Origin of the sequence: Acinetobacter sp. YH12027 (genome assembly GCF_013420085.1) — a bacterium.
Taxonomy (GTDB): Bacteria; Pseudomonadota; Gammaproteobacteria; order Pseudomonadales; family Moraxellaceae; genus Acinetobacter; species Acinetobacter amyesii.
Genome location: NZ_VOYW01000025.1, coordinates 23,489 through 46,668, shown reverse-complemented (window position 1 = coordinate 46,668; position 23,180 = coordinate 23,489). Strand labels below are relative to the sequence as shown.

Sequence of the window (23,180 nt, the reverse complement as noted above, 5' to 3'; positions counted from 1 at the left end):
AGAGTTGAACAACAGGTCAAATGATGATTGAGTATTGTACTCGAATTCACTAGCATATTGCCGAATATGTTTGCTGAAATGAGCCGGATATGCAGAGGTTAAAGATGCGTGGGATACTGATTGTTTCATTATTGAGCAGCACGGTGTTGTTGCAGGCCTGTGGTAATGATGGAGCTGAACAAGCTCAAGTCGAAATTAAAGCAGCACCTAAATTAACCAATGATGCAACGGAGTATGCTGCCAAAGCTTGGGCGTTTATCAATGAAGTCGATCCGATTGTTTATGCAAAGCAAGTCGATCAGATGGAAGAGAAAGTTCGTATTCCAGCGCGTAAATTGAGTACCGAATGGCGTATCAATGTCAAAATGACCGATTCTGTGACTGAAGGTAAATATGCACTGTGTCGTAAAGCTTTAACAAGTCTGGAAATTTGGGCACGTGAAAGTATTGATCAGAGTTCGACTGTTGCACAAAAGCAAGCAGATTATGAGCGTGATAAAAATCAATGCAAAGGTGCGATTGAAAACCCTGAACTCGGAAATACCGATCCGAAAAAAGTAGGCGTTTAAATTGATCAAAGCAGTGAAGTTTCACTGCTTTTTTTTGGGAAAATATCAAAAAACAAGAATAAATCTATAATAGATGATTGATAATTTTTCCTCAAAGTATCGCTATTTCATATAAAAAAATAAATCAGACTGCTGTCTTTGCGTTGAGCTTAGTTTCAAATTTACATGTTTATTTTTTGAATTTAAATAGATAAAGCATTGATAATGAATTGTAAAAATATCTTTTGAGAAAAATTTATTGTTAAAAACTCCCCATTATAGAACGCTAGTCGTCTGACTTTCTCTTTAATTAATATCTTTAAAATATTAATAATACAAAGTATGAATAATGTGATAAAAAATTAAAATTATCAGTATTTGATAAAATATGTAAAAATAACTGCGTATAAGATGAAGTATGTAAATTAAATTAAAGACGTTGAATAGGTGATTAAGATGAAAAAAACATTAATGATGTTATCGGTTTTGGCTGTTTTGACTACAGCGCTCAATGCACAAGCAGCGACTGAAGACAAATCAGAAGCATCAACTCAAGAAGTTGCAGCATGTACAAATGGTTTTGACAGTGTAAATGTTTGCAAATTATTGTCTTGATCAAAACTCAATAAAGCGAAGTGCTACAAATAAAAGCAAAATAACTATAAAGAATCATTCTGGTGCAATTAAATGCACTTATTTAAATCACAAATGTCAGACATCATGCACAGGAAGTGCATGAGCAATCTGATGTAACTCCGCTAGATCTAAAATTTCAATTTGTTTAAACGCAACACGAAGGACCTGCATTTTTTCCAATTGCTGAAGCTCCTGATTGACTGATTGTCTTGAGCAATTCATCAGTTGCGCAAGTTGTTCCTGCGAGATATGTATGGTGTGTTGCTCAATTTCCAAATGATTTCCATATCCATTTAAAATAAACAGCAGACGCTGTGCGAGACGTTGACTTAAACTTTGCGTTTGTAAGGCTATGAGTTCCATAAAGGCATAGCGAAGTTTTTGACTGGTGAGCTGGGCAATATGAAACCAAAACTCAGGGTGTTGTTGTAATAATTGCTGAATTGCTTGAGCCGGTAAGTGTAATAAGGTGGACTTTTTGGTACAGATGGCATCGTGAGAACGTGGTAATTGGTCAACCAAGGATATTTCGCCAAACCACATAATCGGCTCAGCAATGGCGGCAATCGCTTCTTTGCCATGAATATCAATATAGCCTAAGCGAACTGCGCCTTCTAAGACTGCATACATACCATTAAAACGCTGTCCTGATAAAAAAACGCGTGCGTCTTTTTCGAAAGCTAAGGTCAGGGCATGGCGGCAGATAAAGTCTTGGAAGGAAAGATTTAAGCCTGAATACCATACATTTTTATTGAGTTGATGCACATATTGAGCGTCCAGCACAGCATATCCTTATTTTTTGGTCCAACTTGTCTATTAGCTGACAACTTTATTGATGCATTTTTTATATAGTGAAATGAGTAAATGAACAAGGAGTAAGTTAATGAGCAAACTTGAAAGACTGCTAAGCCAGTATGCAGCATATCATTTAGATCGAAAAAATGTGCTGACGCATTTTGTGGGTATTCCGCTTATTGTGTTTTCGATTATGTGCCTAACAGCACGAGTAGGGCTAATGATTTCAGGTTTTGAACTGACCCTTGCATTGTTGTTGATTATTGCCAGTGTCATTTATTACCTGAGTTTAGATAAAATTTTCGGTTTGATTATGCTTTTGGTGTTTGCGGTTACGTATCCCTTAGCCTTGATGATCGCAAAGATGAGCCTCATGTCATGGTTGATCTGGAGTGTGGGGATCTTTGTTGTGGGTTGGATCATCCAATTTATCGGTCATTATTATGAAAAGAAAAAGCCTGCGTTTATGGATGATGTTATTGGCTTGGCAATAGGGCCTTTATTTGTCCTAGCAGAATTTGTGTTTCTACTCGGCTTTCGTAAAGAGCTTGAACAACGCATGTTGACAGAAGCAAGAAGACAGCGTGCAGAGATGGATGCAAAAGCATTACATATTGCTCAACCATAAATGAGTTGAATAAAAAAGCCGGATAATTCCGGCTTTTTTTGCGATGTGTTGATTCTCAACTGTTTAGGATTTCACAGCAACTTTATGTTGTTCCGCTGCGACCTTTTGTGCAGCGATTTTTGCTTTTGCGTCAGTATTTGCAGCTTTGGCAGCATGGGCTGAAGTTTTAGCTTCTGATTTTGCTTGTGTTGCAAGATGCTGTGCTTGAGCTGCATCATGTTTTGCTAATTTTTGATTATGTTTCACTTTGCTCTGAGCCAATTGGCTGGCTTGTTTTGCATCGTGTCGAGCGACTTTTGCATCATGCTGCGCAGCTTGTGCTGCATGTGTAGCAGTACGTTCCTGATGTTTTGCATCTTTAGCAATGGAAACACAAGTACCACCTTTATGGTTTGCACCTGTACCACCTGTAAGTGTGGTGCCTTGTGGACATGCAAACGCAGTTGCACTAAGCATTGTAAAGATACCTGCTGTTAGAATTGTGCTGATTTTTTTCATTGCTATTGTTCTATGAAAATAGGCATTAGTGCCTATGGGTAAATTTATAGCAGAACGGTAGAGATTTAAGTCGTTGCACTGTGGTGACTCAGCAACCAAATCATGTATTCGTGTCGATATAATTTTGTTTTTAAGCAGGTTTTAAGTTTTTAAATATGCTTATTTTTTGGCTTCATCATTTGCCTAAAATTAAAGAAGCCAGCAAATTGCTGGCTTCTTATGGGTGCTGTTTTATACGTTAAAACGGAAGTGTAAAACATCGCCATCTTGAACGATGTATGTTTTACCTTCTAAACGCCATTTACCTGCTTCTTTAGCGCCAGCTTCACCATTGTATTGAACGAAGTCGTTGTAGGCAACACATTCAGCACGAATAAAGCCTTTTTCGAAGTCAGTGTGAATCACACCTGCAGCTTGAGGTGCAGTTGCACCAATTTTTACTGTCCAAGCACGAACTTCTTGTACACCAGCTGTGAAGTATGTTTGAAGGCCGAGTAAGCCATAACCTGCACGAATAACTACGTTTAGACCAGGTTCTTCCATGCCTAAAGCTTCAAGGAATTCCGCACGGTCTTCGTCTTCAAGTAATGAAATTTCTGCTTCGATTTGGTTGCAAAGTGGAACCACAATCGCATTTTCTTCAGCAGCTAATTTTTGTACTGCTTCTAAGTGAGGGTTATTTTCGAAACCATCTTCTGCAACGTTGGCAATATACATGGTTGGTTTAAGGGTTAAGAAGCCATAACCACGCACCAATTTACGTTCATCTTCATCAAGGTCAGCTGCACGCGCAGGTTTACCTTCATCCAGTAAAGGTAAGATTTTGTCTAAAACAGCTTTGGTCGCAATCGCTTCTTTATCGCCACCTTTTGCAGATTTTGCTAGACGTGTAATTGCTTTAGAAACAGCTTCTAAGTCAGCAAGTGCAAGTTCAGTGTTGATTGTTGCGATATCGTCAAGTGGATCAATTTTGCCATTTACGTGAATGACATTCTCGTCTTCAAAACAACGTACAACATGTGCAATAGCATCCGTTTCACGAATGTTAGCTAAGAATTGGTTACCAAGCCCTTCACCTTTAGATGCACCAGCAACAAGACCTGCGATATCCACAAATTCCATCGTGGTTGGGACAACACGTTGTGGGTTTACAATTTCAGCAAGTTTATCCATACGTGGGTCAGGTACAGGTACGATCCCAGTATTTGGCTCAATTGTACAGAATGGGAAGTTTTCAGCAGCAATCGCAGCTTTGGTTAATGCGTTGAAAAGCGTTGATTTACCAACGTTCGGCAGGCCGACAATACCACAGTTAAAACCCATGAAATAACTCACAAAGTATTATAAAAAAATTGTGGATGATTTTACATGAAAGCCATAATAAAGTCAGGTGATATGGGTAGGAGAATGTATATCTTATTGAATCGCGCTGAGATCGAGATGAATTCACGTCTGAATAAAGCTTAAGTTGCACTACGGATGCAGAATAGGTGCAAAAATGACATTGTGTTTCAATAACACAGTGACTAAAGTATCCCTATAAAATTACTGGGTTTTATAAACCACAGTTACAACAAAAACTTGGAGCATTTATGCGAACTCTCTACCAGTTTCCACTCTCACATTTTTGTGAAAAGGCGCGCTGGTTACTCGATCACAAAGAGTTGGATTATGTGGCTCATAATTTAATGCCGGGTGTGCATCGTGCATTTGCACAGCTTAAAACAGGGCAAAACAAATTACCGATTTTACGTGATCAAGATCATTGGGTTGCAGATTCAACTCAAATCGCCTTTTACTTGGATGCGACCTACCCCGAACATAGTCTGATCCGTCCAGATGTCAAACTGCGTGAAGACGCTTTAGAAATTAATGAACTCTCCATTGAGTTAGGCCAACATGTGCGCCGTTGGGGGTTGGCACATGTATTAAATGAAAGTGAAGAATCACTTGATATTTTAATTGGTGAAAAAGGCTATTTACGTCAGTTTGAAAAATATTCAAAACCGATTATAAAGGCACTGGTTTCTAAGGGTTATCAATTAGATACAGATAAGGTTGCGGCTTCACGTGAGCGACTGGATGAAATTGTGGTTGATTTAAATCAACGTCTGATTGAACAAGGTGGGCGTTATTTTGTGGGCGACCGATTAGGTTTAGCCGATATTGCGGTGTGTTCAATGTTAGCGCCGTTATTAGAGGTTGTCGGAACGCCGTGGGAAAAAGAGCATGGCGAAACCTTGTCAGAAGAGTTCAAAGCTTATAAAGCCTATTTGAGCGATTTGCCTTTAGGTCAATATGTACAACGCATATACCAAACAGAACGGAATGCACGGGTAGATTGGCGTGGTGTATAAGCCCTTTATATAAAACTTTGCGTCATACTGCTTAAAAAAAGCGCGCCTAATGGCGCGCTTTTTTTAAGCCACTTAATACTTACTTGGTAATATAAAAAATCAAACCGTGATGAAAAAACATTCATTTAAACACGATATATATGCAAATTATTATGTTCATAATGCATATGAGCTTTATTATTTTTAATAAATCATGCTATACATGAGAAAACTTGCACATAAATGCTGATTTTAAAACTTAAAATAACATTGAAAATGACAACAGGTGTTTGATGAATCAGGATCATCAGCACTGTTTTCAAAAATGGCTGGAGTAGACTGATGGAACTAGACCGTTTTGATAAACAAATTTTAGAAATTTTGACCCATGAAGATGTCAATTTAAATGAACTGTCAGAGCGGGTGAATTTATCGGTCAGTTCAGTTCATCGTCGGATCAAACAATTGATTGATCACAATATTATCAGTGGTCTGAAACGTGAAATTAATTATCAAAAATTGGGCTTTAGTTTGCATGTGCTGCTACAGGTGTCCTTAAGCAAACATGATACAGATACTTTTGCTAAATTTTTAGAAGCATTAGAAAGTATTCCAGAAGTCATTAATGCATTTTTGGTGACAGGGCAGTCTGCCGATTTTATTGTGGAAGTCGTTGCACGGGATATGGAAAACTATAGTGAAATTTTACTCAAGCGCATTGGTAAAATTGAACACGTAGTTGCATTACATTCGAGCTTTGTAATTAAACAATATAATGTTTTTAACTGTAATGGCTTATTAAATAAGGTTTAAATGCAGCCCTCATATATAAACTCAAACAGTTGAAAGCTAGGCAATAAAAAACGCACCGAAGGGTGCGTTTTATACTTCACTCGATTGAACTATAGAGCTTCTAACTCAGCCATCACTTCATCGGTGAATTCAACGTTGGTATACACGTTTTGAACGTCGTCAAGATCTTCAAACATATCAATCATTTTGATGATTTTTTTCGCTTGTTCGATATCTGAAATTAACGCTTTAGTTGAAGGGTTCATGACCACTTCGGCGTTATCAGATTTTAAACCTGCTGCTGCAAGTGCATCCTGAACCTCACCGAAAGTTTCAGGTGTGGTGATAACTAGAATTTCTTCTTCGTCCACTTCGATGTCTTCAGCACCCGCTTCTAAAGCGACGTCCATGATTTGATCTTCTAAAGAAACATCTTCAAAAGTAATCTCACCACGTTTGGTAAACATATAAGCTACTGAACCTGCAGTACCTAAATTACCATCAGTTTTCGAGAAGCAATGACGAACGTCAGGAACAGTACGGTTCAAGTTATCCGTCATTGTTTCAATGATGACCGCAACACCACCAACGCCATATCCTTCGTAGGTTACTTCTTTTAGATCGGTATTTTCTTCACCGCCCACACCACGTTGGATCGCACGGTTAATGGTGTCACGTGTCATGTTTGCAACTAATGCTTTTTCAACAACAGCACGTAAACGTGGGTTAGACGCTACATCACCGCCGCCTAAGCGTGCAGCTGTCACGATTTCACGGATAAATTTTGTGAATACTTTAGCGCGGCTTGCATCTTGTTTTGCTTTGCGATGCTTAGTATTAGCCCACTTGGAATGACCCGCCATGCGAAATATGCTCCTTGTAGATTGGCCTTATGCCTATCAAATTGAGCAAATTCTACCATAATGGCTTTTTTGTGTGAAAGTACTGGATTTCAGGAATTGAGTAGTTGAAAAAAAAATATCCAAATTTGAGAAAATAATGCGAAATGTCTAAACGCCCGTACTGTAATTTTTCTTATGATGAGAATCGGGCTAAAAGGGTGAGCTCTATCTTGATATAACAGGAAGATATAAATGTACAATGCATGGAGCACGTGACATTTATATCTTTAAATACGTAGTTCGTTAAAACGTGAATGGCGCTTAGTCTTTATTTTTAGGTTTTGGGATCACGATATCTAAACCTACTTTATCTTTATAGAGTTGCTTAATTAAAGCTAAATCGTGATCGAGCTCAGTCGGGTAAATCTTACCGAAAATACCGCCTTGTTTGGTTTTTGAGTTGGCATACATTAATACAATCGGCACACCTGCAGCTTTAGCGATATACCAAAAGCCTGTACGAATCGGTTTTCGTGCTTCACCACGTTCTGCACGGGTCGCTTCTGGAGCAATGACTAAATTAAATTTTTCATTGGCTTCAAAATGCTCAACCATTTGAGTCACGATGTCTTTATTGGCTTTACGGTCTACAGGAATACCGCCAATCGCTTCAAGTACAGGTTTAAATGGACCTTTAAAGAGTTCTTTTTTAATCAGCGTGTGAATTTTAATGTCGTAAATTTGGCAAAGGGCCAGTGAAAGAACAGCATCCATCATTGAGGTGTGTTCAAAGCCGACGATCACTTGTTTATTTTCTAAAACATCAGGTTCTACGTGGTATTTCCAGCCTGCCAATTTAAATGCAGATTCGCCAATAAACTTTTTCAACATAGTCGGTGATACGGTGATTTTAAAAAGGTGTAATTTCTGCTTGTTTGGATCATGAGTCAAGAGGATTTAAGTGAGCTTTGATCTGAATTGTGCAGATATTTCAAATCGGAATAAGAAGGGCGGATTGAAGAATTATACTTTTTAGCAATAAATCGGTTAAATTTTATATAGCAAAGCTATCATCATAGATAAAAATACTCTTAAAAATTTGCTAAATATGGCTAGGCACCGTCAGAAATTCTTATTAGACTTTTGTCGTAGGTTAAAACTTTTAACCTGTTGGTCTTAACTCGATTTCTAACGGAGAACTCAAGCATGATTTATTTAACTGCTGTGTTATTCGCTGTTGCTATGTTTGCTTTGATTGTTATTTGGTCAATTGTTGAGTTTTATTTGGACTTAAGAAAGCCTGAACAGGTTGAGTCTTAATTTTTGTGCATTTAAAGTGTGAAATATATAGTATTTCTAAAAGTCATGAATCAAAAAACATTTGCTTATAATGAATAAAATAATATCTTTTAAGTATAACAAATCGTGGCTTTATTTAAGGGTATCTAGATCTTAAGCTTTTAAATTTTTCTTGAATGTATTTCTTTATAACCTACTTCTCGTATTAACCAATTGTAGCTTACTCAAGCTGACTTGAAGTTTTGTACGTGTCTATCTGTTATCTGCCATATCTTTTAAAAGCTTAGACAGACTTTATTTAGCTTTTAACATTAAAAAACCCCTCACGATTAATGCACGTAAGGGGTTGTTTTATATGGTGGGCCCACACAGACTTGAACTGTGGACCAACGGATTATGAGTCCGTTAATATAAAAATAAAAAATCAACGACTTAAGTGAATATAATTAATAATATCATCTATTTAATAAATTTTTAAAGTTTACTGTTCACTCTTTTTGTTGATTGATATATATTGATTTTTAGTACTATTTGCTTACCAGATGCTTACTAGAATGAAGTTTACAAAACCAGCTATAGACAAAATTGATTGTACAGATAAGACCAAACCAACTTTTTTTTGGGATGAAAGAACACCTGGATTCGGCGTTAAAGTTACACCTAAAAATAATAAGAGCTACATTTTCCAAGGCCGTATTGGACTTCAAAATCGCCGTATCAAAATTGGCGATGTTAATACGTGGAAATTAGAAGATGCTCGTAAATATGCACAAGAATTAGCGATTATGTGCAATAAAGGCATTGATCCTTTTATTGAGCGTAAGAAGGCTTTAGCTGATAATAAAGAGTTGTTAAAACAAGAAAAACGTAAGACTATTAAATTTAAAGACGTATGGTATGAATATTTAGCAGCAAGGCAACCTAATTGGCGGCCAAGAAGCTATCAGGATCATATCGAATTATCGAGAGGTGGTTATGATCCTGAAAGAAAAAGTGTGTATGCCAGTCAACCCATTTATCAACTGTTTGATTATAAACTTTCTGAATTAACTGCAGATGTATTTTGTGACTGGCTTGATCAAAATGACTACCGTCCAACAACATCAGGTAAAGCATATCGACTCACACGAGCTTTCCTCAATTGGTGTGAGGAACATGAGGATTATGAGAATCTAGTGCCTCCGAAATCATATAACTCTAAAAAGGTTAAAGATAAAGTCCCTTCTCCAAAAGCCAAAAATGATTGTTTAATGAAACAGCACCTAAAACCTTGGTTTGAAGAAGTCAATAAGTTAACTAATAGAAAAATCGCAATTTTTTTGATATGTAGTTTAATCACCGGTTGCAGAAAAAATGAGTTACTTTCATTAAAATGGAAAGATGTCGATTTTCGTTGGAAAACTGCAAAGGTAAAAGATAAAATTGAAGATACAGGTCGCCTAATCCCTCTCACAACATTTGTTGAAATTCTTTTATTAGAGCTAAAGAAAAATTCTGATTCTGAATTTGTATTTAGCAGTAAGGACTCTGAATGTGGCTATATTGTTAATCCCTACGATAGCTTAGAGAAAATATGTAAAAAATTAAATATTGTACTTACCCCCCATGGCTTAAGAAGGTCGTATAAAACGTTAGCAATTTGGGCTCAAATTAATGAAGGATCTTTAGCACAGATTTCTGGTCATAAGCCAAGTGCGTTAGTTGAAAGGCATTACATTGTACGCCCAATGGATATGCTACGCGAAACACTACAAGAATATGAGAATTGGATTTTGAATTGTGTTGGAATATCGTCAATTTAGTTGAAAAATAAGCGATTTATTTCAATTTAAAATATTTTTACCAAAAAAAAAGAGAGAAAATATAGATTTTATCTTTATATAATAGACCACTTGCGTTAGTAAAATTTAAACAGTCGCGAGCTATATTTTATAAGGTTTTTAGCTGATTTAAAAATTAAGTAAAACATACTTTCGGAAGAAGTCTAATATATTGAATAGTTCTATAGTAATAAGTTTAATGGCATCTTTGTTTATCTTTTGCAATTAGATTCTTTTATTTTTAGAAGGTATTACTATTCATTTAGAAGTTGTAGGTAAATAGTAATACTCGTAGAATACGATTTTTAATAAAGTCTCTTTATCCTAAAATCTTTTTATATAGATCTGCAAGGCTCTCATCTATGCAAGGTATTAAATGGCTTGTTTTTGGGTGGGAAATAAGCTCATCTTCAATTTTTTTAGATTTTTCTCGAATTTCAATATCCCAATTACTATTTCTGTATTGTCGCCAATTTAATTTAATTTTAAGTGGTCGATTATATCCCTTTAATTCCATAATAAATATCTGATCACATATTTCATCAAATAAAAATATATGTGATCGCTGAAGATAAGTGGTTTTTTCTAACACTAATTCTAAATTGTTTATAATTAGTGAGCAGCAATCATTTACTAGACTTGTACTTCCAATAGTATATCCCCACTGATGTAATAAATATAATGCACACAGGCTATCTAAAGAGCCATATTTAGCTATTTTTTCTAAATCAGATTTATTAAAACCTTTTATATGTCTATTTTGTATTAAATTTTCAATTATATAATCAGGAAGATTGTTTAGTTCTAGTAGTATTAAATATTCTTCTGTGGTTCGATATTTTAAATTTTTCCATATAGGATGATTGATAATATGAGATGAGCCGATACATTTTGAATCTACTGTTTTAATCCAATCATCTTTAGGTGTTGATAATCCAAATTTATATTTTTTAAATAAATTTGTTACATAGCCATTTTTTGGTTCCTTATAAAGTAACTTCTCTAAACCAAATTCATTTCTAATTTCACCGGAATTTAATAATTTATTATAAAAGAAGTCATACCAGCTTATTGTTTTTGCAAAATCTATCCTAGTTCTTAGTGGTCGGCCCATACATCATTCAGCTTTACTAATATTAATAGGTATGATTATACGAAAAATAGTAATGAAATGGTGTTTAAAATTACAATTTCTTTACTATTTTTAATGTGCTTTTATATCCTTAAATCAATTGGAATAGAAAGATATGGTACTTAAGCATAGGCAAAAGAAGATCACTGAAGATCGACTTTTGCTAACTACGAAAGAAGCAGCGAGATTGCTGGGATATGCAGAACAAACTTTGCGTAAATGGGCATTGTACGAAAACGGACCAATAAGTCCTATTAGGCATGGTCGTAGTCTTCGATGGAGTAAAGCAGAAGTCTATAAATTTGCTTGTGTCAAAGAAGAAGTCTAGAAAAATTGAGCTAGTTTTTCCTGTTTATTAGGTTAATTACATTTAATGTAAAAAAACATGCAATAACAAGAGATGCTAGCTCATCCATAAAATTTTTATCCGTAATTTTTTAAAAATATCATTAGCTTAAATTTCATCTCAATTTAGGCTCTAAGCTTTGTCATGCTCAAAAAAAGGCTTTATGAAATTTTTAGAGGGTTAAATTTGGAGTTAATAATGTCCAAAAATCAAGCTAAAACAAAGAAGAGTTTTAAGCTATCGCGTTTGAAAAAAACTAATTTAATTGAACGTTCGCTAAGAAAATATTCCAATCTAGTCGAGCAGACAGTAAAACTTACTGTTGTTGGAGTTAGTGAGCAAAAGAAGGTAAAAGATCGACTGAAAAATTCAATGATTAATCGCGTTATGAAAGACTATTTGAGCCTTACTCAATATACGTATCTTTTATCCATTGAAGGCAAAAGTCATGAAGATTGGTTTAAGAATCAAGCTAACTATATTTTTTGGTTAGAGCTATTTACTTATCTTCAAAGTCACAAAATAAAATGTGAATATAGAATTAACTTCTATAAGGAACTTTTTGATTATTTAACTAAATTAGAAGATGAAAATTTATTTTATTTAATTAATAAGGAAATCTTGAAGAGGGATAAATATCATATTCCTAAAATAATTTATAAAACAGATTTTATAAATTATTTTAAATTACCTAGAAATATTTTTGAAAACTATAAACTTGATAATATGGAATGCTGAAATGAATAATAAATTGAATTTAGAAATTTTTGAATCAAGATGTGATTGTTTAACTAAAATTTTATCTTCATATAGGGGGGATTTGGTTGTATTGGACTCATGTGGTGTAAAGGATTTTCATAATACTTATATGACTGATGAATTCATGAGAGAATTAAAAGTATTATGTGAAGATATATATTCATATTTGAAAATAAATAAATCTAAGACTCAATATAAGAATATTTTGGGGTCATCAAGTATCTGCATTTTATATAAAAATGTTGAAGATTCGGATGTTATAGATAAAGAAAAACAACTTTCGATTAACCAAAATATTTTGAAAATTTTTAATGTTGTAAATTTTTTAGTTGGGTTGATGTCCAATATAGAGAACTCTCAAGCTAAAATTGAAAGGCTAAACTATAATTTCTATCTAATTTTAAAAATGATGGAAAAAAGTTTTAAAGGTTTTCTTTCTGAAGCTTTACCTATAATTTCTCAATATTTTAATCATGTTATTGAGTTCGATCATACGGCTAAGACCATTAAAGAATTCAATACTTATGCAAAAGCCCAAAATGTACATGTCACAGAATTCTGTAAGCGCCTTGATGCTAATGTTTCAGAAAATATAATCAAATCTCTAACAAGGTATTTAGACGAGTACAGAATCGCAGTTGAGGATATCTTTTATCACAACAATGTAAGAATTAAAAAAACGGATCAGATTGATAGTATTGAAGATTTAGCCGTTGATCCGCAGACTTATAATAACCCGCCTTTAGTCACCGAGAGTCAGTCTGATTACTCAGATGACAAAGATAGTATTGATGATGAAGTTGATGAAGATAAGGTATTTAAGCAGTATGATTATAATCTAAATGAAGATACGCGCAGATTAGCACCGTTTGTCTCACATCCAAAATTGAATCGTCATATAGATAGAACTCAGCAACCAACGGTGAGTAATATTTACTATTTGGACATACCCTTATTAAAAATTGTAAACCAGGTTTTACTTGACCAACTTCATGAAAACAAAGATATCATGGAATCTGCAAAAGCAGCTTGTTGCTTGATGTCAATCTTTACCGGGCAGAGTGCCGTTATATTTCAAGATATCGACCAATTGCTAAAAACTAAGCAATTAAAACGTAGCTCCAATCGTGCCTATTATTTGTGGATCGTTGATGCAAATGTAAATAAAAATTTGAAAGGTCAAATTGCTAAAAAAGACAATAAATATAACGAGCATAGAACTTGGGCATTTCAAATTCCTGCTATGTGGATTGATAGAATTAGAGAGGCTAACCTTTCCAATCTAACGAATACAGATTTCGAAAAGTCTTTATCAGAATGGTTTTATCATCGTCGTATAGGCCCGATATCAGTTACTTCAATTGCTTTACAACTTTCCTTTCATTTGAACCGTATATGTAAAGATGATCTTACGAAAAATTTCTTAATCGGTAGACAGGTTTCACACCAACCTGATCTAGCGTATGGGGGATTTTCTTATAAACATTTAAATGAGGTATATGAGCAGTATATATATCTATGGTTTCAAAATAAAAACGAGGTAAATGTTTTAGATCGTCCGCAATTTATTCAAGTAGAAGAGCAAGCCCGCGTAGGAAGTCAGCGTGTATGGTCATTTGATAAAGCGAAAAAATTCTTAAATACATTAAACTTAAAAGTTGTCCAAGTTTTAAAAGAAGAACAAGACATTGCTGAAAAATTTAATGCTTTCAGTGTTTGGATCTGGTTTTGTTGTTTATTGTCTTCAGGTGCACGTCCTGCTATAGGTGCATCTAGTATCAGAGAAAACTTTGATTTTATTACTAATATTGTATATATCCATGATAAGAGCAGTAGATCTCGTCCACATGGTCGTTATTCACCACTGATCGAATTCGTTGTTAATGAGTTACAGCATTATGATGAATTTATCAAAAACATTAATGCCTTAGAGCTAGCTAATACAGCAGATCATAACTATTACCTTTCTTATTGGAAGAAAGGTTCAGAATTCATGAGCTTCACATTGGAGCCACTTACACAAAAGCATATAGCATCTTATTTATCAGAAAACTTTCCTGAAATTGATGAGTTATATCCCAATTGGACGCGGCATTTTGTAAGGAATTTTTTAGAATTGCCCGACGCGATTTTTAAGAGTTGGTATGCGCACGATCAACAAAATGAAATTGGATTTTCAAAATACTCATCTTTACAGCCTTATACTTACTTGACTGATATTAAATATGCAGTAAATCATCTGTTCAAAAGGCTTGAATTAAAATCGGTGGTGGGCTAATCATGACAGATGAAGAGTTACAGCAAATTCGAACTAAGCTAGAGACTTCGGTGAATATTTTATTTGAAAAAATTTCAGGATTACTTATTCATGAGATCACGGAATCTTGTGGAAAAAAGAAACTCGATGATCAGATTCAAACTGAAATGTATATTGCTAGAGCCAAAGTCGAAAAACACTTTCACAATAGAAAAATCTCAAAAAAAGATTTAGAAGAATTAAGGGAATTTTGGTCTGAATTATGTGTGAAAAAAAAGCAAGAAATTGAGTCAAAAATTCCGTGGTTAAAGGATCAATATGAAATTAAGCTTATTCAAAGAGCATATTCAGCTCCAAATATTAAAGACATTGAATCAACGCAAATTAAGTTGATTAGAGGGCAAAGGTTACATGAGTTTAAGCTTAAGTTGCATTTCTTTTGGGAAGCTGAATTACCGAAAAGGCTTAAAACTGATGTTTTTAATGCTAATTTTACGGATGCGCAAAAGGAATTACTTTTTCGACAATTTTTAATGGCACTAATTATTGATTGTGGGTGTAGTCATAAAGAAGACTTAATGGCGATTTTAAAATCACTCAGAGCATATTTTTCAAATGATCAGTTAAAACCATCAGAATTGTCGAGTGGACTTGTATCCTTATATTGTCAAGGCTCACCAAAAACGGGTTACTTATATAATTATCCAGTAGAAAATGAGAAATATGCGAATTTAGTATATCTCGATAATCCATTTCAAATTAAACAAATTTATCTCACACCAATCAGCCTATTAATGATGGTGCGACTCGTTAATATTATAGAATCTGAAACTCAGGTTGAAAAACGTCAGAATGAGAAATGGCTCATTCACATTTTGGATGCAATTGATACTCAGAATGAAGATCACTTAGATCAATATATTGATTTGGCTATATTGGATGTTGATCAAAATAGTGTGTTGCGCAATTATTTTTCTAAGGAAAAATATAAGTTATTTGAGCATATCGATTACGTGCAGTATTTTACTCAAAAGAATACGCTTGACGGTTTTACAACGGCATTATCTACGGGGACGTTAGACAGCGCTGCACTATCATTGTCAACCTTAAAAATGCTTGAGACACTTGATGCATTTAAAGACAAGAAATCTTTAAAAAAGAAATTGATTACTTCCGAAAATGCATTTGATGATCCGAACGGGAGTTTTCGAAAGCCTAAGTCTGAAAATATACAAAAGTTGAGCACAGGGTATCATTGTGCCGCAGAAATTAAAAAAGGATTGATAGGGCAATTTCAAGGTAGAAAAAAGACCGAGACAATTAAGCAATTGTCAGAAGATATTCAGTCACTTAAAGAAAGTTACAATAATCAGAAGTATGAAATAGCTAAAGATATTGCGCTTGTGAGTGTTCAGATTGCCTTGATGACATGGTATCGGGATTACCTCGTGAGTGGTCAATCTTCAAATGTTTCTAGAGCAAAAGACGGAATTGCACTGAGTTCCTTGGATACCTACAAATCATCATTCGCTGAAGATCTTTTTATGTATGTTGTTACTCATGACCTTGATCTTCTGAAGATGGATGAAGAACAATTTGAGGGAGCATATGAGTATATTTTAAGTGAAAAATTTATTGCTGATAAGCGACGACAACATAAAGCATCTAAAAATAATGTTAGGGAGGTGAAATATAATAGCTATGGTAAAGCTGTAAAAAATTTAAAAAAATTTCATAGCAGTTTAATTCACAATTTTGGTGCTCCTCGAGTAAATTATTTAGACCAGTTAAAATCTGATGATCTTCAGATGTGTAGAGCATCATATATAACTCCAGTGATGTGGGTGCATTTTAATAATTTGATTGATCGCCAAGTTGATTTGAGTAAAGAACAAAAAAGTATATTCAAAATAATTTGTATGCTTGCTTACCGCACAGGTTTAAGGATTGGTGAGATTCTTGGGTTAAGGCTGAGAGATTTGGCTATGACGGATTTGGATGTTAAAACAATTGGCTATGAGCGATATTATTATTTAACAGCAAGCAATCCTCAATTTTTTAAAATCCTCATTCATAATAACTATTATCGTCAGGTTAAAACGGAAAATGCAAAACGAGGAATCCGTCTTGATGAGTTGCTAACTGAACGTGAACTGAATGAATTTATTGGCTTAATCAAAAAGCATCTTAATGTAAAAGTTGATCAAAGAAGGTTGGGGGCAGAAGATTGTTTTATCTTCCAAGATGAATTTGGTCAAATTTTTTCATCTCGTTTTATTGGTGCTAAGACAAAGGAAATTTTTGATACTTTATTCAATAACGAACCACACGATTATTCCTTTCATAGCTTTAGGCATACTGCGACAAACAATTTAGCTTTAATTTTGAAAGGAAGTGAAGCGTTAATCAGAAGTTGGATTGGCTACTCACCTGATCAGATTGCCAAAATTAAAAATTATTTATTGGGTAATACGGAAAGTATTGCTGGACGTCAGGATGTTTGGAAGATTTTGGCACATTTTATTGGCCATTCATCTATTGAGATGACAGCCAACTATTACCTGCATTTTGGTTCAATGTTAGTCGGGGATGCATTATGTCCAGATGAAAGTAAAATATCAGCAAATATTGTAAGAGCTTTACTCTCTTGCAGAGTATTCAAGAAACAATTGAATACGTCGCAAATGAAAGAGAAGCTTGAATTAAAAGAAATCTTAGAGAAAATAGCCCCCAATTCAAAGATTATTCAAGACGCAATATTTCCTGATCCGTGGCATACTCCGATATTAAAATGTGAAGATGTAGAGCAAACTGATCATGTAGCCGAAAGGCTCAAACTGAAATCAGAATTGAATGATATTATAGATGTACTTTCAGGAAAAAATGAAAATCTGAAGTTGAAAGAAATTGGGAGAGACTTGGCCTCAAACCTGTATAAAAATAGACACTATCAACAAAAAAACGATATTTCTCAAAGTAATCCTTTAGACATGCTGTTAAAGCATATCAATAGAAATAAGTCTGGAAATGTATTTAGCGAAGCTGATTTTAAAATTTTCACAGCTTTACTGGATAGCAACTTTATGCTGGATTATTTTGAGCGCCGTATTCGTCTTATAGATGCTCGTATGGAGGTGTATATCCAAAGCGAACTAGAGCATCAGGAGTTTGACCAATTTTGTCAGGAGCTTAAAGCCATAGATAAGCAGTTTTTTCAAGGAACAATTAAAATACCCAAACGGTCATGGGAGGAAATAGAAGCTCAACTTAGAAAGGCCAAAAGTAAAAAAGGGGTAAGTCTGATAATTAGTAATGACAACTATAAAGATAATGTGTGTCAAAAAATCTTGAGCGATTTATTTTTAGCAGTCATCTATCGCCGTTGGAAGTTAGCTCAAATCAATGACTAATCACAGCGTTAAATAATTTAACAGGTTTGGAAATCCCATTACTTAAAAAAATGGAGGCGAACTCAATGAAACATACGTATATAGATGTAGATCACTGTATTCAAGAAGCTTTACAAGGGAGTATTGTCCACTTAAACGATAATTTATATTTTTTAAGTGCTGAAACAGCCTTACAGCAAGTCCTTATACCTGAACATGTTTGCTGTACAGCACCATACTGGATCATTGGATATGAGTTGCCTAAGCCGATTCAAAATAAACAGGAATTAGAGTCATTATTTGCTTGGCATAACTTTTTTGTTAAATTTGCTAGCAATGCCGATGAATTTAAAGATTTCAATCCTAGAGATGAGTAATTAACTTTTATAGTATGCCATCCGCTATAGTTTTTAAATTTATTAGTGTGAACACATGATAACTTCAGTAAAAACTGAATACGTAAGGACTATAAGTGAGTATAAATGTAAAAAGGCAATTCGGTTTCTTTTTAATCGTACTTTTTTGTGTCATTACTTATAATTATATAGCTATTCGTCAAGCGGAAAATATGGAATTGAATTCCAACGTTCAAGAGCGTGAGCGAGCATTTATTCAGAAACGAGCTGAATACATAAAAAATCATGGCGAGACTAGTATTGCTGAGCAAGAGATGACTCAAGAATTAGCATTCAGAAGTGGGCATGCTTTAATGAATAATTCGTCTTCATATCAGCGTGTTGAAGAGTAAGATCTTGAAAAACTTGTAAAGTGAGACATATTATGGGAGATCGAATTATTTCTAAAGATAATGCGAAAATATTCGCTGAATCCGCAGCAAAAAATTAGTAAGATGAAATAATAAAGTATGACGATCTCAGGTCTATACTAAATGCAACTAATCAACCTCCTATGAAAATCGTCAGAACTGGTAAAGATGTCATGGAGTTTTTAGAGGATTGATTTTTAAGACATTGTTTTATTTTTATTTGATCGCTGTGATTTTAATGAAGTATTGCGGGATCATTACTCAATTTTAATTTATGTCATAATTTATTAATCTTAATTTCAGATAAAAATCAAGGAAAAAATTAATGTCGAGAAAGGTAATAATGACTACAAATGAAAGACGTCTTCAAGCATTAAATCAAATGCCTGCTAGCTACCGTGGTGTACAGCTTTTAAGGCAAGATAGAACTAGATTTATGCAAGATGGGTCTATTGTTCAATCCAGCTTTTCTTCCACAAGCGATAGTAGGTATCCTGCATGTGATGAACTATCAATGGAAACGGATGAGAGTGATGTGTTGAAAGAAACTGCTGAAGCTATGTACGCATCTACAGGTGATACAATTTGGTTAAGCTTTTAAATATAAAATTCAAGCGCCTTATATCGTTTCAATGAGCAGAGTTCAAAATTGCTTGAGTACGTCGTCAATTGATATTTCCTCTTCCACATAGAAAATACCATTTTGATCTGCTTTCATTTTTTTAATAGTCATACCTTCAAGCTTGGCAATCTCGATTAAATCGTCAAGTATTTGATCTGCAATTTTATTTTTCCAATCATTTTCTGGGTCTAAAGGATTCGACATGAGTTTCTCCTAGTTCAGATGTGGTATAAATTTCATTATCAGTATCGCAGAAAATTTGAAAATAAATTGATGTAGGGAATAAAAATGGCTGAATGCAGTTACGCCTATTGAAGAGCATGATGAGTTTTTATCTATCTGCGAGCTTTTGTAATTCATCTCTATGTTGATGAATTACACGTTTTAAATGATGTAATACAATACGTTGTGTTGCTTGGCTGTTGTCAAATACCATAGGTATAATTTCAATAATTGGGCGTGATCTTTGTTTTACATTTTTAAAATCTATTAGTCTTCTCATTTTTTTCCATAAAATTTTAATGGTGTGATGTAATTTTATACTAATGAGAACCATGAGCTAAAGTTTAAAAGTCCTAACTGTACTATTAAGTATCAAAAAACTATGTGACGTCACTTATTTTAGGTTTTGATAGGGCTGATACTTCATCATTGATATGGCAAAAAAATTTAAAATCGAGTTATCTGACGCTTTAAAAAGGTTTTAGAAAAATATATCTACTTAAATCTCGATGATAAAATTTTCTCTAAATCCATTTTTCCCTTGCTCTTGTGGGTACCCTAAAGGATTGATCACTAATCTACATCCATCGACTACAGTATCCACTGATGTATGCGTATGTCCTGAAACCCATAACTTAAAGCCTTTGACATCTAAATCATTAATAAAATAGGGGTTAAGGGCTGATGCAACAGGATGCGTACCCCAATATGGATCAAGACAAGCTAAATGAGGCGGGAAGTGAGTAATGACAATCACATTATCTTGATCCTTAAATTTCATAATATTTTCATGATATTTTTTAAATAATTCTATGTAGTCATTAGCAGTTATCGTTCGATGATCATTGTCAATCATGATTTGATCAAAATCATAAATCGATTGTTCAGCATCTTTTTGGGACTGTAAAAGTACCTCAGGAGATGTAAGTGGTGAATTGGAGCGAAAGTTCGTAAACAGCGTGCCGCCAACAAATATTTTATCTTGAATTTTGATATGGTTGTCATCAAGTAATGCATTTTTTGGGTAGTTTTCTTTCAAGAAATTCACGACTGAACTGTAGTTAGAGCTGTAGTAATCATGATTACCTAAAACAAAGATAAATTTTTTATTCAGAGATTTACATTTTTCGGCAAACTCAATTGCACCACTTAAGCGATTAGAAAAATCGCCAGCGTGAATAATGACGTCAGCTTGTTCTGATATCGAATATTTGGAATTATGAGTATCCGATAAAATTTGCAGTTTCAATCTACTTCCCTTATTAAAATACGCCGTTCAAATATATACATCTTCATTCGAATAAGTTTACATCAACTAAATATTAGAAGTTATAAGATACTCATCTGTATCCTTAAGCCTATAAAAATATAGGTAATTATTTTTGAATCAATTGGTCAAATATTAATCATAAAATTTGACCAATTGAATTTATGTACATAAGATAAAGATGTTACAGCAAAATCTGTGACCAGGCGTGGAAACCTGTTACTCAACGAACTAAAGAGTCGCTTTTTAGTGGCTCTTTTGTGTCTACATGGCGCTTTTATGGTAAGCCAGGTAGGGCAGTCTTTGACTGGCCGTTTCGTTGAGCGGTATTTCCACACCCTATTTGGTTTGCCTCCATCTCGTGGAAAGGATGTTGGCAAACGACAATCTATCAACGAGGTTTAAAATGCGTCTTTATACTATTTCTATCTGTTTTTTCTCTAGCAAAAAGATACTTCTGAATTAATGAATATTTAATTCATTAATCACTAACTTTAATTTTAATTACTTCTAATTTCGTAATCTTACGAGATATAGAGAAGTATTGCCTAGAGAAAATAAAATGGCCCGTACTAAGCTTTTAACCAATATTATTCAAAGAAAAATGATGGTGCCTGACGAAATGTCGCACTCAAATCTGCACCATAACTTTGAAATATCACTTTATGACTTCGCCAACCATGAGATCCTAGAAAAACTATATAAAGCAGACAATCAACGCTCCACAGAGTGCTGGAGCCCTGCTGAAATTCAGGAGTTTATTCTAAACTGTTTGAATGATCGTAATGTCAATTTATGCGTTCGCTATTGGAAAGATGCTGCTGGTAATATTTATATCATCGATGGTGGGCACAGGATTTCAATTATCTATGCTTGGATCAAAAGATACTTTATTGATGAGCAAGTAATAGGAGCCCCAAAATTCACGGCACCACAAAAACGAGATATTCGTCAGATTCGTAATCGATTAGGTGGATTAGCTGATTTTCAAGAGTTATGTAGCGATTCTGAGTATCAGCAAAAATTAAAATCAACCAAAATTAATTTTATTGAAGTCATTGGGACACCTGAGGAAGCTCGAAAAGCCTTTTGTTCAATCAATTCGGATACGAAGCGATTAGATCCAGATGAAGAATATCATTTACAAAATAGGGGGAGTGATGCTTTTTATGTGATCTATGCGTGTTGTTATATCAACGATAATAAATCCAACTTGGCTGAACTGAATTACGAGCGGATAAATGAAGTGATCACTTTGGGTGAGCAAATTCATGATCATCTTTTTAAGATAATACTTTTAGAGCCAGATTTAACACACGGTAAAAAAATCGGCTTGGTCAATGAACTCCTGAATATCATGTTTGGTGATACTAGTCAGAATACTGTGAATATAGACCAAGGTCAGCGTGTAGAAAATTTAATGCTAAAACTTAGAGTTGTGCTGTGTCGTATCGCTACACCACCAATTAGTATTCGGATTCCAAGTTTGGGGTTACACCCAAAACTATATTTTTATAAAGATAATCGTTTTCAAGTGACATCCTTTTTGGCCTGGTTCTCTATCGTCTGTGAAATTGAAAAAGACTGTTTTGAAATACAGAATAAAAAGATAGATTTTATTGGATTTACTCGAGCACGCCGTGGTGTTGAAAGTTTAATTGAAAAAATTCCTGTGGCGATTAAAGAAACTGTCGGTAAGTTTGGTAGTGGGATCAGATCGCATGAGCGATTGAAGAACGTGTATCAAGCATTCATCTGTATTGGACTCAATATGGATTTAGATTTTGAAGATGAAGTTTGTTTGAACACCGTCATTCTTTCGATGAGTCAATCATTTGATTATATTAATTTTAATGATTTTTACCTTGACCGTTTTGGTGGTGATTATGATGAGAGCATTGTGGATGATGTTGTGAGCTTTGTGAAATCAGTAAGACTAACAAAGAAGAAAAAACCTCTAAATTTTTCACTCGCGACCAAAAGAAATCTTTATCAACGTGAGGAAAGGAAAACTTGGAGCTATTGTGAAGTATGTGATAGCGCTCTATACCTTGAATCAACTGAAGTAGATCATCGTGAATCGAAAGCAGAAGGTGGTTACGGTGTTTTAGAAAATGGAGCAATTATTCATCCGATATGTAATCGTTTTAAGTCAGATCGTGCTTTGGAAGAAGTAAGAGCAGATTTATTTGACTAAAAAGATAAGGGAGCAAATGCTCCCTTATC

Annotated in this window: 22 protein-coding genes; 14 read left to right on the top strand and 8 right to left on the bottom strand. The window is 34.3% G+C overall.

All coding sequences use genetic code 11. The features are described from left to right. Window positions 1–89: 89 nt before the first annotated feature. Together FTT94_RS10500 and FTT94_RS10495 are read left to right on the top strand one after the other, a co-directional pair. Complete coding sequence (locus FTT94_RS10500) at window positions 90–569, top strand: hypothetical protein (protein ID WP_180004110.1); 480 nt, start codon at window positions 90–92, stop codon at window positions 567–569. A gap of 435 nt (window positions 570–1,004) precedes the next feature. Next, window positions 1,005–1,163: a hypothetical protein gene (locus FTT94_RS10495; protein ID WP_180009458.1), complete on the top strand. Its 159-nt coding sequence runs from the start codon at window positions 1,005–1,007 to the stop codon at window positions 1,161–1,163. Window positions 1,164–1,259: 96 nt separating this feature from the next. Here the strand turns inward: FTT94_RS10495 and FTT94_RS10490 are convergent, their stop codons facing one another. Then, window positions 1,260–1,967 carry a Crp/Fnr family transcriptional regulator gene (locus FTT94_RS10490; protein ID WP_180056007.1) on the bottom strand — a complete coding sequence of 236 codons (708 nt, stop codon included), beginning with the start codon at window positions 1,965–1,967 and terminating at the stop codon, window positions 1,260–1,262. 100 nt (window positions 1,968–2,067) lie between these two features. Between FTT94_RS10490 and FTT94_RS10485 the strand changes: the two genes are divergently transcribed. Continuing rightward, window positions 2,068–2,607, top strand: coding sequence for a DUF962 domain-containing protein (locus tag FTT94_RS10485; protein WP_180170763.1), 540 nt, complete (start codon window positions 2,068–2,070; stop codon window positions 2,605–2,607). A gap of 63 nt (window positions 2,608–2,670) precedes the next feature. Here the strand turns inward: FTT94_RS10485 and FTT94_RS10480 are convergent, their stop codons facing one another. After that, entirely contained in the window at window positions 2,671–3,063 is a 393-nt protein-coding gene (locus tag FTT94_RS10480; RefSeq protein WP_373686030.1) for a hypothetical protein, read from the bottom strand. Window positions 3,064–3,336: 273 nt separating this feature from the next. Next, entirely contained in the window at window positions 3,337–4,428 is a 1,092-nt protein-coding gene (gene ychF / locus FTT94_RS10475) for a redox-regulated ATPase YchF (protein ID WP_078189045.1), read from the bottom strand. Between the two features lie 269 nt (window positions 4,429–4,697). On the opposite strand from ychF, the gene FTT94_RS10470 reads away from it, so the two are divergent. Next, the gene (locus tag FTT94_RS10470) at window positions 4,698–5,462 is read left to right on the top strand and encodes a glutathione S-transferase family protein (RefSeq protein WP_168379640.1); all 765 of its coding nucleotides are present in this window, start codon (window positions 4,698–4,700) and stop codon (window positions 5,460–5,462) included. A 321-nt stretch (window positions 5,463–5,783) separates the two neighbouring features. Beyond that, window positions 5,784–6,254: an Lrp/AsnC family transcriptional regulator gene (locus tag FTT94_RS10465; protein WP_111885999.1), complete on the top strand. Its 471-nt coding sequence runs from the start codon at window positions 5,784–5,786 to the stop codon at window positions 6,252–6,254. An 89-nt stretch (window positions 6,255–6,343) separates the two neighbouring features. Here FTT94_RS10465 and FTT94_RS10460 read toward each other — a convergent pair whose 3' ends face one another. Continuing rightward, the gene (locus tag FTT94_RS10460) at window positions 6,344–7,096 is read right to left on the bottom strand and encodes a YebC/PmpR family DNA-binding transcriptional regulator (RefSeq protein WP_111886000.1); all 753 of its coding nucleotides are present in this window, start codon (window positions 7,094–7,096) and stop codon (window positions 6,344–6,346) included. 300 nt (window positions 7,097–7,396) lie between these two features. Then, complete coding sequence (locus FTT94_RS10455) at window positions 7,397–7,966, bottom strand: 1-acyl-sn-glycerol-3-phosphate acyltransferase (RefSeq protein ID WP_180170762.1); 570 nt, start codon at window positions 7,964–7,966, stop codon at window positions 7,397–7,399. Between the two features lie 962 nt (window positions 7,967–8,928). On the opposite strand from FTT94_RS10455, the gene FTT94_RS10450 reads away from it, so the two are divergent. Further along, window positions 8,929–10,176: an integrase family protein gene (locus tag FTT94_RS10450; protein ID WP_180092602.1), complete on the top strand. Its 1,248-nt coding sequence runs from the start codon at window positions 8,929–8,931 to the stop codon at window positions 10,174–10,176. A gap of 337 nt (window positions 10,177–10,513) precedes the next feature. Here the strand turns inward: FTT94_RS10450 and FTT94_RS10445 are convergent, their stop codons facing one another. Beyond that, complete coding sequence (locus FTT94_RS10445; RefSeq protein WP_180092605.1) at window positions 10,514–11,308, bottom strand: hypothetical protein; 795 nt, start codon at window positions 11,306–11,308, stop codon at window positions 10,514–10,516. Window positions 11,309–11,441: 133 nt separating this feature from the next. On the opposite strand from FTT94_RS10445, the gene FTT94_RS10440 reads away from it, so the two are divergent. From FTT94_RS10440 to FTT94_RS10410, 7 genes are all read left to right on the top strand, one after another. After that, window positions 11,442–11,654: a helix-turn-helix domain-containing protein gene (locus FTT94_RS10440; RefSeq protein ID WP_180005595.1), complete on the top strand. Its 213-nt coding sequence runs from the start codon at window positions 11,442–11,444 to the stop codon at window positions 11,652–11,654. A 216-nt stretch (window positions 11,655–11,870) separates the two neighbouring features. Next, the gene (locus tag FTT94_RS10435) at window positions 11,871–12,410 is read left to right on the top strand and encodes a hypothetical protein (RefSeq protein WP_180005596.1); all 540 of its coding nucleotides are present in this window, start codon (window positions 11,871–11,873) and stop codon (window positions 12,408–12,410) included. A gap of 1 nt (window position 12,411) precedes the next feature. Then, complete coding sequence (locus tag FTT94_RS10430; RefSeq protein ID WP_180136598.1) at window positions 12,412–14,709, top strand: hypothetical protein; 2,298 nt, start codon at window positions 12,412–12,414, stop codon at window positions 14,707–14,709. 2 nt (window positions 14,710–14,711) lie between these two features. Further along, complete coding sequence (locus FTT94_RS10425; protein ID WP_180170761.1) at window positions 14,712–18,098, top strand: integrase; 3,387 nt, start codon at window positions 14,712–14,714, stop codon at window positions 18,096–18,098. A gap of 65 nt (window positions 18,099–18,163) precedes the next feature. Then, window positions 18,164–18,454 carry a hypothetical protein gene (locus FTT94_RS10420; protein ID WP_136144212.1) on the top strand — a complete coding sequence of 97 codons (291 nt, stop codon included), beginning with the start codon at window positions 18,164–18,166 and terminating at the stop codon, window positions 18,452–18,454. Between the two features lie 95 nt (window positions 18,455–18,549). Beyond that, complete coding sequence (locus tag FTT94_RS10415) at window positions 18,550–18,825, top strand: hypothetical protein (RefSeq protein ID WP_136144211.1); 276 nt, start codon at window positions 18,550–18,552, stop codon at window positions 18,823–18,825. A 361-nt stretch (window positions 18,826–19,186) separates the two neighbouring features. Beyond that, window positions 19,187–19,444: a hypothetical protein gene (locus FTT94_RS10410; protein ID WP_257231390.1), complete on the top strand. Its 258-nt coding sequence runs from the start codon at window positions 19,187–19,189 to the stop codon at window positions 19,442–19,444. A gap of 42 nt (window positions 19,445–19,486) precedes the next feature. Here FTT94_RS10410 and FTT94_RS10405 read toward each other — a convergent pair whose 3' ends face one another. Both FTT94_RS10405 and FTT94_RS10400 read right to left on the bottom strand, forming a co-directional pair. Then, window positions 19,487–19,669: a hypothetical protein gene (locus tag FTT94_RS10405; RefSeq protein WP_005236300.1), complete on the bottom strand. Its 183-nt coding sequence runs from the start codon at window positions 19,667–19,669 to the stop codon at window positions 19,487–19,489. A 517-nt stretch (window positions 19,670–20,186) separates the two neighbouring features. After that, entirely contained in the window at window positions 20,187–20,936 is a 750-nt protein-coding gene (locus tag FTT94_RS10400) for a metallophosphoesterase (RefSeq protein WP_180170759.1), read from the bottom strand. A 580-nt stretch (window positions 20,937–21,516) separates the two neighbouring features. Between FTT94_RS10400 and FTT94_RS10395 the strand changes: the two genes are divergently transcribed. Beyond that, the gene (locus FTT94_RS10395) at window positions 21,517–23,151 is read left to right on the top strand and encodes an HNH endonuclease (RefSeq protein WP_180170758.1); all 1,635 of its coding nucleotides are present in this window, start codon (window positions 21,517–21,519) and stop codon (window positions 23,149–23,151) included. Window positions 23,152–23,180 lie beyond the last annotated feature (29 nt).